The 14159-nt window shown below is 66.9% G+C and carries 15 protein-coding genes and 1 pseudogene; 9 read left to right on the forward strand and 7 right to left on the reverse strand.

Going from position 1 to position 14159, the window contains the following annotated elements; translation table 11 throughout:
• The 3 genes from ITI46_RS28625 to ITI46_RS28635 form a co-directional block, all read right to left on the reverse strand.
• A partial coding sequence (locus ITI46_RS28625) for a DUF2637 domain-containing protein (protein WP_209242818.1) occupies window positions 1-274 on the reverse strand: 274 nt, incomplete at its 3' end.
• Window positions 275-321: 47 nt separating this feature from the next.
• Window positions 322-1731: an FtsK/SpoIIIE domain-containing protein gene (locus tag ITI46_RS28630; RefSeq protein WP_307808360.1), complete on the reverse strand. Its 1410-nt coding sequence runs from the start codon at window positions 1729-1731 to the stop codon at window positions 322-324.
• A complete protein-coding gene (locus tag ITI46_RS28635) occupies window positions 1728-2063 on the reverse strand; it encodes an SCO3933 family regulatory protein (RefSeq protein ID WP_209242819.1) in 336 nt (111 codons plus the stop codon). Before ITI46_RS28635 ends, ITI46_RS28630 begins: the two co-directional genes overlap by 4 nt.
• A 174-nt stretch (window positions 2064-2237) precedes the next feature.
• Here ITI46_RS28635 and ITI46_RS28640 point away from each other — a divergent pair, with 174 nt between their 5' ends.
• On the forward strand, window positions 2238-2705 hold the full coding sequence (locus tag ITI46_RS28640; RefSeq protein ID WP_209242820.1) for a GntR family transcriptional regulator: 468 nt from the start codon (window positions 2238-2240) through the stop codon (window positions 2703-2705).
• Between the two features lie 1647 nt (window positions 2706-4352).
• On the opposite strand, the gene ITI46_RS28645 is transcribed toward ITI46_RS28640, so the two are convergent.
• A complete protein-coding gene (locus tag ITI46_RS28645) occupies window positions 4353-5702 on the reverse strand; it encodes an NsdA family TPR-like regulatory protein (protein WP_209242821.1) in 1350 nt (449 codons plus the stop codon).
• A gap of 208 nt (window positions 5703-5910) precedes the next feature.
• On the opposite strand from ITI46_RS28645, the gene ITI46_RS28650 reads away from it, so the two are divergent.
• The 3 genes from ITI46_RS28650 to ITI46_RS28660 all read left to right on the forward strand — a co-directional run bounded on the left by ITI46_RS28650 (window position 5911) and on the right by ITI46_RS28660 (window position 8351).
• Window positions 5911-6345 (forward strand): ATP-binding protein, encoded by a 435-nt coding sequence (locus ITI46_RS28650; RefSeq protein ID WP_247746745.1) that lies wholly within the window; start codon window positions 5911-5913, stop codon window positions 6343-6345.
• Between the two features lie 336 nt (window positions 6346-6681).
• Window positions 6682-7779 (forward strand): radical SAM protein, encoded by a 1098-nt coding sequence (locus ITI46_RS28655; RefSeq protein ID WP_209242823.1) that lies wholly within the window; start codon window positions 6682-6684, stop codon window positions 7777-7779.
• Window positions 7780-7805: 26 nt separating this feature from the next.
• A complete protein-coding gene (locus tag ITI46_RS28660) occupies window positions 7806-8351 on the forward strand; it encodes a class IV adenylate cyclase (protein WP_247746743.1) in 546 nt (181 codons plus the stop codon).
• 289 nt (window positions 8352-8640) lie between these two features.
• On the opposite strand, the gene ITI46_RS28665 is transcribed toward ITI46_RS28660, so the two are convergent.
• Complete coding sequence (locus ITI46_RS28665) at window positions 8641-9102, reverse strand: ArsI/CadI family heavy metal resistance metalloenzyme (protein WP_209242825.1); 462 nt, start codon at window positions 9100-9102, stop codon at window positions 8641-8643.
• An 81-nt stretch (window positions 9103-9183) separates the two neighbouring features.
• Between ITI46_RS28665 and ITI46_RS28670 the strand changes: the two genes are divergently transcribed.
• From ITI46_RS28670 to ITI46_RS28685, 5 genes are all read left to right on the forward strand, one after another.
• Window positions 9184-9576, forward strand: coding sequence for an ArsR/SmtB family transcription factor (locus tag ITI46_RS28670; protein WP_209242826.1), 393 nt, complete (start codon window positions 9184-9186; stop codon window positions 9574-9576).
• Between the two features lie 18 nt (window positions 9577-9594).
• Window positions 9595-9726 carry a hypothetical protein gene (locus ITI46_RS35610; RefSeq protein WP_280634849.1) on the forward strand — a complete coding sequence of 44 codons (132 nt, stop codon included), beginning with the start codon at window positions 9595-9597 and terminating at the stop codon, window positions 9724-9726.
• The gene (locus ITI46_RS28675) at window positions 9719-10135 is read left to right on the forward strand and encodes an arsenate reductase ArsC (RefSeq protein ID WP_209242827.1); all 417 of its coding nucleotides are present in this window, start codon (window positions 9719-9721) and stop codon (window positions 10133-10135) included. The genes ITI46_RS35610 and ITI46_RS28675 overlap by 8 nt, the downstream gene beginning before the upstream one ends.
• Window positions 10136-10256: 121 nt before the next feature.
• Window positions 10257-12677, forward strand: coding sequence for an ATP-binding cassette domain-containing protein (locus tag ITI46_RS28680; RefSeq protein ID WP_307808362.1), 2421 nt, complete (start codon window positions 10257-10259; stop codon window positions 12675-12677).
• A gap of 139 nt (window positions 12678-12816) precedes the next feature.
• Window positions 12817-13539, forward strand: coding sequence for a TIGR03086 family metal-binding protein (locus ITI46_RS28685; RefSeq protein WP_209242828.1), 723 nt, complete (start codon window positions 12817-12819; stop codon window positions 13537-13539).
• Between the two features lie 16 nt (window positions 13540-13555).
• On the opposite strand, the gene ITI46_RS35910 is transcribed toward ITI46_RS28685, so the two are convergent.
• Together ITI46_RS35910 and ITI46_RS35915 are read right to left on the reverse strand one after the other, a co-directional pair.
• The gene (locus tag ITI46_RS35910; RefSeq protein WP_209242829.1) at window positions 13556-13735 is read right to left on the reverse strand and encodes a hypothetical protein; all 180 of its coding nucleotides are present in this window, start codon (window positions 13733-13735) and stop codon (window positions 13556-13558) included.
• Between the two features lie 187 nt (window positions 13736-13922).
• Window positions 13923-14159 (reverse strand): annotated as a pseudogene (locus ITI46_RS35915) (hypothetical protein); the annotation flags it as partial.

A 14159-nucleotide genomic window follows, 5' to 3' on the forward strand; every position in this document is an offset into this window, starting at 1 on the left:
GGCCGAGGGTGAGCAGCCCGGACAGGTGCATCAGGCGTGTAGCGGAACGCAGTTGGTCAGCTGGCACCCCACGCAGGGACAGGTGCCGCAGGCACACGAGGAGCCCGACCACAGACAGGTCCACCGTCGGGGCGATCAACGGGGCGATGGGGCGGGGGACGCCGAGCCGGAGGGCGAGGGCCCAGACGTTGCCGAAGGAGAAGACGAACGCCAGGGCCGCGATCACGGCCATTACCGCCGTGACGAGGTACTGCGTGAGCCGGTCACCGGCCATTGGAGGGTTCACCTCCTTCCTGTGCAGTGAGGGAGCAGGGCCGAGGGTTACGCCGCATTGCCCAGCGGCTTGTTCAAAGACAGCGCGGTAGCGCGGGTGAGCAGCTCGGTCGGGTCCTTGGTCAGGTGAGCCGTTTCGACAGCGATGCGGGCCGCGTCCGCGTCGTCCACGTAGGGCGTGCGGATGCGGGAGAAGCCTTCGCGTCCCTGCACGGCCATCACGGCGACGCCGACATAGCGCGGGTCCTGGAGACTGACCGGGTTGGCGTCGGGCCAGTTGCGAATGTCCTCCCCGAGCGCGGCAACCGAGGCTTCCGCCGTCTTCTGGGCGAAGGACAGACCCACCGGGCACACGTCCCGGATGAACGTGGGGATCGCATCCCCGGTGGCCTTCTGCGTGGCGACGATGACGAGCATTCCGACGCTACGGCCCTTCTTGACCAGGTCTTCCACCAGCCGGGCGTTCTCGGCGGCGAGCGCCGCGAGATCCTTCGTCCTCCGGTCGCTTCCCTTGTGGTCGCGGAAGTAGGTCTGCGCCTCATCGATGATCAAGACCGTGAGCGGCCAGGACGCCACCGGGCCCTTGTGCCAGAGATTCTTGACCCCCAGCACGGAGCGGATCGCAGCCGAACGCTGCCGACGCAGCTCTACCAGCCTCCTGAACAGCGCGTTGGCGTCGGCCAGGTCGTCTCCAGCGAAGGCGAACAGCCGCTGTTGAAGGTCGGCGTAATCTCCTTCGTCAGCCTCGCTCACCTTGCCGTCCGCCACCGCGAACTGCACCGCAGATGACGGAGCCAGGTCACAGATCAGTCGGTTGATCAGCGATGTCTTGCCGAAACCGGGGAGCCCGGCGACTGCGACCCCCGGCACGTTCGCCAGAGGGATCGACACCGCTTCGGCGTACTCGTCCAGCCCCAGGCCCCACACGGACACCTCATCCGGCGCCTGTCCGCTGGGCGTATGGAACGTCGGTGAGATCAGCGGATCACGCCGCACCGCCCGCAGCAGCAGAGTGCCGGGAGCCTTCTGGCGCACCGACAGCCGCGTGCATCCCCAGGCATCGGCCAGGTAGGGAGCGGCCCGCTGGAATTCCTCTAGACCAGCTTTCGGCAGAGCCTTGACGGTCACGTTCACGCCGAACGCGTCGGGGCTGGTGCTGATCTTCGGAACGAGCACGCGAGGCTTGGGCTCCTGATTGCCCTCGCTCGACAGGGAGGCGAGAAAGGTTGGCGTGCGGTCGGTGACCGATAGCCCAGCCATTCGCGCCAGTCGCTTCCACCCGCGCCTGATGTGTACCTCCTGCCGCATGCTGCAACGGAGTTCAGCGTCTGCCCGCAGGTAGCGCACCAGCCATGCCAGGCCCCAGACCACAAGGGCGGTTCCGATCAGACCGCCCAGGAAGAGGCCCGCCACGGGAGTGGTCTCCCCGACCACTTGAATGCTGTCCAGGAGGCTCACTGTGCCGCCTCCAGCCCCTCAGCGCGGTAGGCGAGACCGGTGTTGACCTGGTCGCCGAACTTGTTCGCCCACGGGCTTGCGATCATGCCCCGGGGCACAACCTGGGCACCGGGCGCCAGCCCTTCAGGTGCCCCGGACTCCGGAATGGTCACCTTGATCAGCTGAGCCCGGCCGTCCAGTGTCTCGACCAGGTTGACGGTGGCCAGCGGCTCGCCGGTCTTCTGGTCGGCGTACAGCTCGCCGGTCTCCTGGTTGCGGACCTTCGGCACGGGCAGCGTGGCGACCATGTAGGACGACGCGCTCACGTCCACGCGGACAAACGGCTTAGCCATGGGGAAGCACACTCCTTGATCGTTGTTCCTCGCCGACTCGTCCGGCGAGGGCTCGACTGTAGCGCGTGTATCGCTACACCTGCAACACCTGACTCGCGGGTGGGTACTGCTACGGCTGTCACAGTTGGCTCGAAGCGGTGTCTCGCAGGCGTGCGGCGTCGCTATCCTGCGTGCATGGACCTGTCTCGCGCCGAAGACGACCCCAGGCCGCCGTACGTACAGGCCGCCGAGGTCTTGCGCGATGAGATCGCCGACGGCCATCTCAAGGAGACGGACAAGCTGCCTTCAGCCCGCACCCTCCAGGAGCGCTACGGGCTCGCCAGTTCCACCGTGCAGAACGCGCTTCGGCTGCTGAAGACGCAAGGGCTGGTCTACACGGTCCAGGGTCGCGGGACCTTTGTTCGGCAGGACGCCCGGCAGCGTGCCAAAGAGATCCGGCAGTCCCCGTCGCCTCTGTGGTACGCGTCCAGTCCTTCCGGGGTGCCTGAATCCCCGGAAGGCGGCGAGGCCACTACGAGCGAGTTGCTGGCGAAGCTACTCGACCAGGTCCACCTCATGAACGGGCAGCTTGGCGAGCTGCGGAATCGTCTGGAAGAGACTGAGGCTCGGGTCGAGCAGCTAGAGCAGCAACGCGGACATTGAGGCGCCTGACGCGTTCGCCGGCATCCGCCACTTGCCTGCCGAGATGGGCAACCGCCTCTGTCAACTCGACCACCTGAGCGTGCATTTCGTCGTCCGTCATCCTGACCCCCGCAGTACTCGTCATCGTCGTCCCCTGCCAGGCAAGCGCCGAGCGCTTACCAAGCCGCTTACCAAAACCGCTCACCACGGGTAACAACTCGGTTGCGACGGAGTGGTGGAAAGCGGAGTGCGCTGATCGGCCATGGTTAGCGCCTTACCGGCATCTTGACCCCAGGGGTCTGGTGCACGAGCCGATACTTCAGGGCCTCCCGTCAGGCGCGCCTGCGGACCCGCACACGCTCCCGCAGGCTGGGACCACGCATCGCTGCTGAACACCTCGACTCGCCTCCGTGTTACTCGTGCTCGATCTGTCCGGCCCCATTGAAGAGAGGAGACCGGACACCTCTCCGTCCGCTCCCATTGGAGCGTCGAACCCCCGGTTGGGTGAGCCGGGAATCCCGTGGTAAGGGGGACGGCCAGCCCTTTCACTTGCTACAGGTGCTGAAAATCCCTCTCGTGTGACGGTCTGGTAGTGGCGGGTTCGTGATGTACGTCACCTCGTGGCTTGCGAGGCTGGTCTGACGCCACGAACTGAGGTGCATCCTGGACTCCCCAGCCTGTGGACAGATTCTTCGCGCTCCACCTTGGGTCCGGTACATCCTGCTATGAGTCATTCGGCCCTCTCGATCTGTGTTGGCTTCGAGTACCGACCCAAGAACGGGGCTCGAAAACGGGATTTGTGACAGCGCGGCCGAGATTTTTTCTTGGCCCTGCGATCGCAGCCCAGCGCGCCGAGCGGACAACGCGACCTCGAACCGGCCTCACCCGTATAAAGAAATCTCGGTGCCAGGGATTGCCACCAGAGGGCACGGCGATCACGCGATCGGAGGATGCAGGCACGCCCACATGCCATAGGCCGCTGCCTGGCAACGCGCGCAGCCCCGGCAGCACGAAGGCACACCGGGGCTGTTCAAAGTTTCCCTACTGGATCAAGGCGGGCCGCTGTCGCGGCCCGCGCGGCGCGGCGGCCGTGCCGCCGCTTCGTTCCTGTCTGCCGCCCCACTTCGCGGCAGCCCCGCCGCTCGCGCCGCAAGAGGACGACAGCGACAACACCTGTCTCAGCGGTAACTCCGATACGAGCCCCCTGTGCCCCCGCCGACGAGTACCCGCCCGTTGGGCCAGGAGCGCCACAGCACAGCCCGGCCTTGCGTCTCCCGCGATGCCACAGCCCTGGGTGACGACTGGCGCGGCATACCGATAAGGCCCGTGGCGCGGCGCCCAGCTCTCGTTGCGGTCTGCGGACCGGTCCCGCCAGCTCCAGTGGTCGGCTGGGGCAAAGCGGAGGCGTCTGCGGGTCAAAGACCAAAACATCGAAGCGTGGCTGATGAAGGTGGGTGGTTGCGGGGGCACACGTGCAGGTGCTCGGACGTCTCTCCCACCGTCGTGGCTGACTTTCCCCCCTTGAGGCACCAGATCCGGGAACAGGTGCGGTCTGCCGGACAACTCTCGCCAGTGCCCGCACGTCGGCCCGGCCTTCAGTCGGGCCCACGACAGCGCAAAGCCCCGGTCATCCGCCGAGCGCAGCGGACAACCGGGGCGATCTCCGCGTCAGGCAGATGACAGGGCGGTGATGCGTTCAGACGCTTCCTTCACCCGGGGCTCGTGGCGGTGTGGCGCGAAGCCCTTGCGCACATCCTCAAGGCGCTCGATACCCCTCCGAGAGTGCACGCCCTCTTCAAGAAGCCGCGCCGCTTTGTGCGTCGCCTCCAAGGCGCCGTCGAGGTCACCAGTGCGCTGGTACGCAAGGGCAACGGTTCCGTACCGCACCGCCTTGTCACGGGGAGCCGCGTGCTTTACGGAGCGCTCCAGAGAATCCGTCGCCTTCGCCGCTTGGCCCGTGTTGAGGTAGAAGCGGCCTTCGGTGGAACGCAGCTGGGCTTCACCGAACCAGCGGAGGTATGTAGGAGCTTCGGCATGGTCCATGCGCCCCAAGGCGTCGAACGCCCGGTTGAGCGCTGCCGCGGCCTTCTTCTCCTCACCAGCCTTGACGTAGACCGTGGTTTGGTGGGCCGCGATCGAGGCCCGCATGCTGGCCGGAACACGACTGCGTACGGCTTCCGCCGAGTCCATCAGTCCGACGGCGCCTCGCTGCTCGCGCTGGTTGGCCGCCTGAGTGGCCATGAAGCACAGGGCATGGGCACCAAGCGTGTCGTCACCGGCAGTCTTGGATGCCCGGAGGGCCGCCGCGTAGTGCTTCTGTGCCGCCCCGTGCAGGCTGGCGTCGTAGCTCATCCAGCCCAGTAGGCAGCAGACTTCGGCTGCCAGCCCGTACAGGCGCTGAGCGGTGTCCTCGCTGTATCGACCATGTTCCAGCATGCGGCTGATAAGTCTCAGGTCAGCGCGGGCAGACTCCAGGTAGTCACCGCCGCCCGTTTCCTGCTCCATGGCATGAAGCGACGTAACGCGGTCACGCATGCGGTCAACCGTGGTGGGGGTGACCATGTCGCCCTTGGCAGCGGCAGCAAGCGCCGGCTCGGCCGTCACCCATTGCGCGCCAAGGCCGATGAGTGCCGTACCGCCGATGCCGAGAAAGCCTCTCCGGTCCATCAATCCACTCTCCGCAACCGAGGTCAGGACTTCCAGCGTAGCCGCTTGTGTCCAAGGGGCATCAAGAGCTGCTGTATCCCAAGCGGGCAGCCAGAGCGGCCAAGGCGCTTGCTTGCGAACCGAGCCAGGAATTCGAAGAAGGTGGGCGATGACGATCTGAGTGGGCTCGTCAGGATCATGGTCGCCCCGTTCCCATTTGAAGACAGTGGTTCGGGTGGTTCCCAGGTTGTAGCCAAGAATTCGCCCCTGCTGACGGATCGCTTGTGCGAACTCCACCTTCCCCATCCGAAGGATCACTTCCCGCGCGTACGACAACGGATGGTGAAGCACGCAGCCTGACTGACCGGCCATCAGGACCCCCTCATGTCAGATCGTCAGCCCCGGTCTCAGCACTCAACGTAGCCCAGTGAATACGCCCTGCGTAGAGGGTCGGCGAGGCATTGAAACGCCCCTGAAACCTTCCCAGTTCGGCGCGATGTGGCCCATGGTCATGGCTCCGGCCCAGCCAGACAGACCCCGAGGCGGAGGAAGGGAAGTGTGGTCTGCCGTGCCGCAGCGCATGCCCAAGTCCAAACGCCATGGCTTCCTTGTGTCCCCTTCGGCCGAGGCAGTGCCCACGGCTCGAAGGCAGGTCGTGTCCATCGTCCAAGGGTGGAGAGCCGACCTGAGTGACCAGCGGATTGACGACCTGCGTTTGTTGGTCAGTGAGGTATTCACCAACGCCCTTGAACACGCCTGCGGTGCGTATGCCGTCTGCGTTGAGCAGACGGAAGAACGGATTCGTGTCGAGGTGACCGACGCGGCGACTGATCTTCCGGCGATGCGTAACGGAGATCTGGATGCTGAGTCCGGCCGAGGGATATTCCTCGTCTCAGTCCTCGCGGATGCATGGGGAATTCGACCGATCGACGCCGGAAAAGTGGTTTGGTTCGAACTCCACCTGGGTGGCGAGGAGTCCCGTCAGAGCGCTGGAGCGAAAACCGTGCATGGCTGAGTGAGCCGCATCAACGGGATTTCTCGGGCCGCGCGTAGTCAGATTAGCGAATTCAAAGGACTGTTTTCGTGTGTCCTTTGAAGTGGATATTGGAAGGAAGGGATCGGCTTTATGGATTCATCCGTAGATGTATTCCTGCGATGGGTGTGGGTCTTGGGTACGGCTGTCACCGCCGTGCTGCTCTTTCACATGGTGCGGCAAGGACCGAGTCAGCAGGTCGCCGCAGTGCCCCCACCTTTCCCCTCGAAGCTCGACACAGCCGTTGTTGACGGTTGATCGGCTTCGGAGCACCGAGTCCGAACAACGACCGCACGCTTCCTGCAAAGGGGGAACGTCATGTTCGACCACCAGGCGTTACGCGGCATCAGTAGCCAGGTGCCTGTGTACGTCTCCCAGGATCGGACGCTACGCGTCAAGGTCATCGACGCTTGTGGGATGACCTGTACCTTCTGCCACAACGAGGGGACGCCGGTAAGTGCCGACAACCCCAACAGGGCACCCGATGGGCAGTTCATCATGACCGGCCCATCGGGACGCACATCGATCTACCTTTCGACAAATGGCGCCCGCTTCGTGTGCGCCCCTGTCCGGCCCGATGAGAGCTTCCGCGCCGCACTGACCCAGCTCCAAGAGGCGCTGGACTTCAACGAGGTCCATTTCACGGGCGGGGAGCCGACGCTGCACCCGAGTCTGCCCCAACTCGTCGCTCTGGCGAAGGAGGAGGGGTACGAGGTCAGTGTGACGTCGAACGGTGAGAACGGGAAGAAGATGCTCCCCGGATGCGCCAAGGCAGGGCTCGATCACGTCAACTTCTCCATCTTCGGTACGACCGCCGATGAGTTGGCCCAGGTGCAGAACAAGCGCCTGAGTAAGCGACCCCTTGCCGAACGCAAGATCAAAGCCCTGGACGCCTCCATTCACCAGGCCATGATGCTCGGCTTGGGCACACGGGCGAACATCGTGCTCCCCAACAAGGACCATGTTCCGCGGGTGCACCGGCTGTTGACGAAGTACGCGCCACAGCTGTCCGTCCGCGTACTGTCGTCCTTGGAGGATGGGGACGACTCCTTGAACGCCATCGAGCTCCTTCTGCAGCAGCTTGGTGCCGAGCCGGAGGAGGTACACGTGATCGCTGGTACGTCCGGCTTCCGTGTCTCCTACAGGCTGTCGGAGGAGCGCCGTCTCATGGTCAAGCACATCCGGTCGCTTCGGCTGCCGAGGACGTGCGCCAGCTGCCGGTTCAACAACAGCCAGGACTGCCAGGAGGGGTACTACGGTGTGCGGCTCTACCGGGACCCGAAGGGCATCTTCCACGTTGGCGTGTGTATCCAGCGGATGGATCTGTGTCTGCCTGTAGACGAGTTCGTGAACGGACCCCTGTGTGACGAGATCAGAGAGGTACGCGAACGCGACCGTCGAGACTTAGCCGCCTGAGCCCACAAGAGGAGATGGGAAGCACATTGGCACAGCACGAGTACGAAGCGAAGTTCCTTGAGATCGACGCGGAAGCCGTTCGCGACCACTTGCGGGCAGCAGGCGCGGAGCGGATCTTTGACCGCACCATGTTCACGCGCCTGATCTTCGAGAACGACGCGGTCAGGGGCGAACAGTGGTTGCGCCTCCGGGATGAGGGTGGAAAGACAACACTGACGCTGAAGCAGGTCACCGACGCCACCCACATCAATGGCACGACTGAGATCGAAGTCGAGGTCAGTGACCTGGACAAGACCGCCGAGCTACTGAAGGCGCTGGGGCTACGGCAAGTGCGGTTCCAGCAGAACTACCGCGAGGAGTGGCGCCTGGGCGCAGTCACTTACGATCTCGACACGTGGCCCGATCTCCCGACCTTCCTGGAGATCGAGGGCACCTCGGAGCAGGCCGTACGCGATGCGGTGGCCGACCTCGGCCTGGACTACGACGAAGCCCGCTTCGGCAGCATCGATCTGATCTACAAGAGTGAGTTGGGCCGAGACATCCTGGCGGAGCCGACGCTGCTGTTCGCGTAGCCCGGGATCGGATTCGGGCCGATATCTCGGCTGGGACCCGACCAGTGGACCCACGGTGGACCGGAAGCGCGGCCAATCGCTGTCGTACTGGGCGTCCGCACAGGTCAGCGACGTTTGGCGCGCTTGCGCCACAGCCCCCTTGAAAACCGTAGAGGTGGCAACACCTCCGTGGGTTCAAATCCCACCGCCTCCGCAGTCGGAATGAAGGCTCAGCTCAGCGAGGGCACCACCGTGCAGGTGGTGCCCTCGCTGTCTGGGTGCCTCGTCCTGTGTGCCCGCTTGAGTGGTTTCAGCTGGCGGGCGCCGCTGTTGCTGTGCCGCCGATGCAGCAGCCGCCGCTGATGTCTGCGCCTGGCGCGGGGGTCTTGTCGAAGGTGTCGGCGTCGGCTTTGACGACGTAGACCTCCCACGGTTCGCGGCCGGGGCCGTGGACCCAGACTTTGTCCTGGCGGGCGTAGCAGCAGGTGGTGTCGTTCTCCTCGAAGGTGGCCAGGCCGGCGTCCTTGAGGCGTTCGGTGGCGGCGGTGACCTGTGCGGTGTCCTCGACCTCGACGCCGAGGTGATCGAGCCGGGTGTCCCGGTCTCCCTCATCCTCGCCCTCGATCAGGACCAGCTTCAGCGGCGGTTCGGCGATGGCGAAGTTGGCGTAGCCGGGGCGGCGCTTGGCCGGTTCGACGCCGAAGAGCTTGGAGTAGAAGGCCACTGATCCTTCCAGGTCAGTGACGTTCAAGGCGAGCTGCAGGCGTGACATGGTGCATTCTCCGAACAGGTTGTATCGACGTTCTTCAATTCTGAGCTTGCAGCTTGGATTGAGAAACGTCAACATAGATGCATGTCGAAACAGGAGCTTGAGGTGCTCGGTCAGGACGTTGAGGGCTGTTGCCCGGCGCTGCTGACCGCCCCGCTGGCCGAGGAGCAGGCCGCAGAGCTGGCGAAGGTGTTCAAGGCCCTGGGGGATCCGATCCGGCTGCGGCTGCTGTCGATGATCGCCTCCCGGGCGGGCGGGGAGGTGTGCGTATGCGACCTGACGCCGCACTTCGGCCTGTCCCAGCCGACCGTCTCCCACCACCTCAAGCTGTTGCGGCAGGCCGGGCTCATCGACTGCGAGCGGCGGGGCACGTGGGTGTACTACTGGCTCATCCCCGAAATGACCGACCGACTGGCCGGTATGCTCACCCGGCCCGCCGGCACCTCGCTGCGCGGGCGCGCGAACGCCGACTCGTGAGGGCCGGGGCGGCTGCGGATGGGCCGCCTCGTGCCGTTCGCCCTGTTCGCCCTGTTCACCCTGTTCACCCTGTGCGCTCGCCGCTACTTCCCCCGGCTCAGCATCAGCCGCACACCGGCTCCCTTCGAGAAGAGCTCCGCCCATGTCTGAGAACCGCAAGCCGTCGGTGCTGTTCGTGTGCGTCCACAACGCCGGGCGCTCCCAGATGGCAGCTGCTTTCCTCACTCACCTCGCAGGCGACCGGGTCGAGGTTCGCTCCGCCGGTTCCGCTCCGGCAGGGCAGGTCAACCCGGCCGTGGTCGATGCCATGCGCGAAGTGGGCATCGATCTCAGCCAGGCCCGGCCGAAGGTGCTCACCAGCGAGGCGGTGCAGGCCTCTGACGTGGTGGTGACCATGGGCTGTGGCGATGCCTGCCCGGTCTTCCCCGGCAAGCGGTATCTCGACTGGGTCCTGGACGACCCTGCCGGGCAGGGCGTCCCGGCCGTCCGCCCGATCCGCGACCAGATCGAGCGGCACATCCGAGGCCTGCTGTCCGAACTCGGCATCCCTCGGCATTGAGGAGGGGGCGCTCGGTGCCGGCCGGGGAAAAAGGAGACAGGACGTGTCTGGTTTCGCGGGGAGGGTGGGGTGACCGGACGGTGTGTGAAGCGCGGAGTGGCGCGGAGTGGAGGAGATCGGGGTGCCTGGGGAGCTCGTGGTGCGTGGGGGGCGCGAGAACAATCTGCGAGGGGTGACACTGCGGGTGCCGTTGGGGCGGATGACCGTGGTGACGGGGGTGTCGGGGTCGGGGAAGTCGTCGTTGGTGTTCGACACCCTGGCAGTCGAGTCGCAGCGGCAACTGAACGAAGTCTTCCCATGGTTCGTCCGCAACCGGCTGCCCCGCCATGAGCGGCCGAAGTTCGAGTTCGTGGAGAATCTGACGCCCGCGATCATCGTGGACCAGAAGCCGGTCGGCGGCGGGGCCCGGTCGACCGTGGGGACGATGACCGAGGTCAACCCGGTGCTGCGGGTGCTGTTCTCACGCTGCGCCGAACCCAGCGCCGGGCTCTCGCATCAGTACTCGTTCAACGACCCGCAGGGCATGTGTCCCGGGTGTCAGGGGCTCGGGCGGACGGTGCGGCTGGATACGGACAAACTGCTGGACGAGTCGAAGTCGCTGAACGAGGGCGCGATCCGGCACCCGGCCTTCGCGGTGGGGACGAACTACTGGAAGCGCTATGCGGAGGTCACGAGGTACGACGGCCCTGCCGGGCCCGCATGGGAGGGCGCCGAGCTGCTGTTCGACCCGGACAAGCCGCTGCGCGACTACTCACCGCACGAGCGTGAACTGCTGCTGTACGGCGCCGGGTTCCGTACGCAGCGGCCGCACCGGCCCCACGGTGGCCAGGGACCGGCTTCCATCGCGGTGAACGACTACGAGGGACTGGTGCCGCGCTTCACCCGGCGGTTCATCGAACCGGGGCTCGAAGCGCTGAGCGAGCGGGAGCGCAAGCACGCCGAGCGAGTGGTCAGCGAGGGGGTCTGTCCGAGCTGCCAGGGCGCACGACTGAACGCGCGCGCCCTGGCCTCGCGGATCGAGGGACGGTCGCTGGCGGACCTGTGTGCGATGGAGGTCCGCGAACTGGTGGAGTGGCTGGCGGACGCGAAGGTGGCGCACGACCCCGTGGGCGGGCCCGCCGTGTCGGCCGCACTGGCGGCGCTGCGCCGGATCGACACGGTGGGGCTGGGCTATCTGACTCTGGACAGGCCCACCAGAACGCTGTCGGGCGGCGAGGGCCAGCGGCTGAAGACGGTGCGGCACCTGGGCAGCAGCCTCACCGGTATGACGTACCTCTTCGACGAGCCCAGTGTCGGGCTGCACGCCCGCGATGTGGACCGGCTCGGCGGGCTGCTGCGGGCGCTGCGGGACAAGGGCAACACCGTGGTGATCGTCGAACACGACCGGGATGTGATCGCGCTGGCCGACCATGTGGTCGACATGGGGCCGGGGGCAGGCGCGCAGGGCGGGACGGTGGTGTTCGAGGGCAGCGTGGCCCAGCTGGAACGGAGCGGAACGGTCACGGGCGAGCACTTCCGCAAGCGCAGCGGCCTCAAGCCGTCGGCACGGCGCAGGACGCCCACCGGGACGCTGCCCGTACGGAACGCCTCCCTGCACAATCTCCATGAGGTGAGCATGGATTTTCCGGCCGGAGTGCTGACTGCTGTGACGGGGGTGGCCGGGTCCGGTAAAAGCTCACTGGTGGCGGGAGTTTTCGCCAGTGCCTATCCCGAAGCGATCATTCTCGATCAGTCCGCGGTCGGCATCTCTCCGCGCTCGACCCCTGCGACGTACACGGACATCTGGGACCCGATTCGCCGGATGTTCGCCCGGGAGCACGGTGTCGAGCCGGGACTGTTCAGTTTCAACTCCACCGGCGCCTGTTCCGGCTGCCAGGGACGCGGCACGATCACCATGGACATGGCGTTCATGGACCCGGTGACCACCGTGTGCGAGGTGTGCGAGGGGCGACGCTTCCGGGACGACGTTCTCTCGTACCGTATGGCAGGCAAAAACGTCGCCGATCTGCTGGCGATGACGGTTGACGAGGCGCTGGAGCACTTCGCCGGGCGGGACGAGCCGGACGCGTTGGCCGACCGGTCCGATCGGGCCGGCCAGACCGGCCAGACCGGCCAGACCGGCCAGGAAAACCGCAGGGTGTGGCGCAGGCTGCGTCCGCTGCACGAGGTGGGGCTGGGCTACCTGACGCTCGGCCGGCCGCTTTCGCACCTGTCCGGCGGTGAACGCCAGCGGATCAAGCTCGCCCACCGGCTGCACGAGACCGGCAGCATCTATGTCTTCGACGAGCCCACCACCGGACTGCACATGGCCGATGTGGCGACGCTGCTGGCACTGCTCGACCGGCTGGTGGACGCGGGCAACACGGTGCTCGTGGTCGAACACGATCTGGACGTGGTCAAGCACGCCGACCATGTGATCGACGTAGGTCCGGACGCGGGTGCGAACGGTGGGCGGGTCGTCTTCAGCGGGACGCCCGAAGCGCTGGCACACACCGCCGACACCCATACGGCGGAGTACCTACGGCGCGCCCTTACCGGGTGACGGCCGGGCACCGGCCGCCCAGGCGATGAGTTCCGCCGTGCCGGATGGTCCGTATGCGCGGACGCTGTTGTGCACGGGCTCTTTACAGGCTGCTCGGGTGTGCGGCGGCAGGTTGTCTGCGGAACGGGAGGCGAGCGACATGGCGCACAGTGCGAACGGCGAGGCGGGACCGGGGCCTGAGCCGGGTCCAGCGCCAGGGCCTGGGCCGGCGCCGGGGCGCGACCCCGACCCCGACCCCGGCCTTGGCGGGGTCGGGAGCGGGAGCGGGGCAGCACCCGTCGACCTGCGCCCCGCGGCACGCCGCACGGCGGCACTCGTGCCCCGCGTGGACGACGCGCAGCTCGACGCCCCCACGCCCTGTACGGAATACGCCGTACGCGACCTGCTGTGGCACATCGGCCGGCTGGCCGTGGGCCTTCAGCACACGGCGCGCAAGGAAACGGGCGAGACCACGGCGGCACCTCCCGGCGGGCAAGCCGCGCAGCAGCCCCTCCCGGATGACTGGCGCGAGCGGCTGCCGCACGATCTGGCGGATCTGGCGGTCGCCTGGTCGGCGCCGGACGCCTGGACCGGCAGCACCCAGGCGGGCGGCGTCACCCTGACGGGCACGGAAGGCGGCCTGGTCACGCTGGACGAGCTCGTGGTGCACGGCTGGGATCTGGCCCGCGCCACCGGTCAGGACTACCAGGTGGACGAACCGTGCCTGCGCGCCGTCCACGACTTCCTTGCGGGGGCCGTGAGCGAGGACGGGGAGCAGGGGATCTTCGGTCCGGTCGTCCACGTCGGCGAGGACGCTCCTCTGCTCGACCAGGTGGTGGGCCTGGCCGGCCGCGACCCGGAATGGCGCCCGCCCGGCAGCTGACGGCGCCCTGAACCCGTCAATGCGCCACGTCCCGGTTCGTGCGCCGGGCTGTCGAGGCCACCGTCGAGCGGGCCTCTCGTACCGGCAGGCCGAGCGCGAGAGCGGCCCGGATCAGCGGCTCCGCCAGGCTGTCGCCCTTGGCGCGCTCATAGGCGCGGCAGGCGGCACAGAACAGCCGGGCGTTCCGCTGACCCACCGGGGAGCCTGCTACGAGGCGCACGAGTGCGCCGCCGTCGTGCCTCGTAGCCGATTCGGATGGCCCGCCTTGCGGCGTGGGCGGTGGCAGCAGCAGGGCCAGCAGCGCGGCCGGTATCGGCGCCGGGGGCCGGGTCGCCGAGCCGGGGGCGAACCGGTGCAGGCCTGGAGCGGGTCGATGCCGTGCTTCACATCGAGGTCGAGCCCCACCAGGTGCAGCGGGGGAGCGGGGGCCGCCCACAGGCGATGCCGTAGCAGGTGGCCCACGGCGCGGCGGCGAAGAGGGCACGCACCCGCTCGGGGTCGGAAGAGGCGTCGTACACGCGGTGGCCGAGCAGTCCGCACTCGGCGCGGCAGGGGCGTTCCGGGGCCGCCATAGGGCCGTACGGGCGACAGGGAAGGGAGCGGCCTGGGGTGGCGGGGGG

It is taken from the genome of Streptomyces oryzae, from assembly GCF_017676365.1.
In the GTDB taxonomy this organism is placed as follows: Bacteria; Actinomycetota; Actinomycetes; order Streptomycetales; family Streptomycetaceae; genus Streptomyces; species Streptomyces oryzae.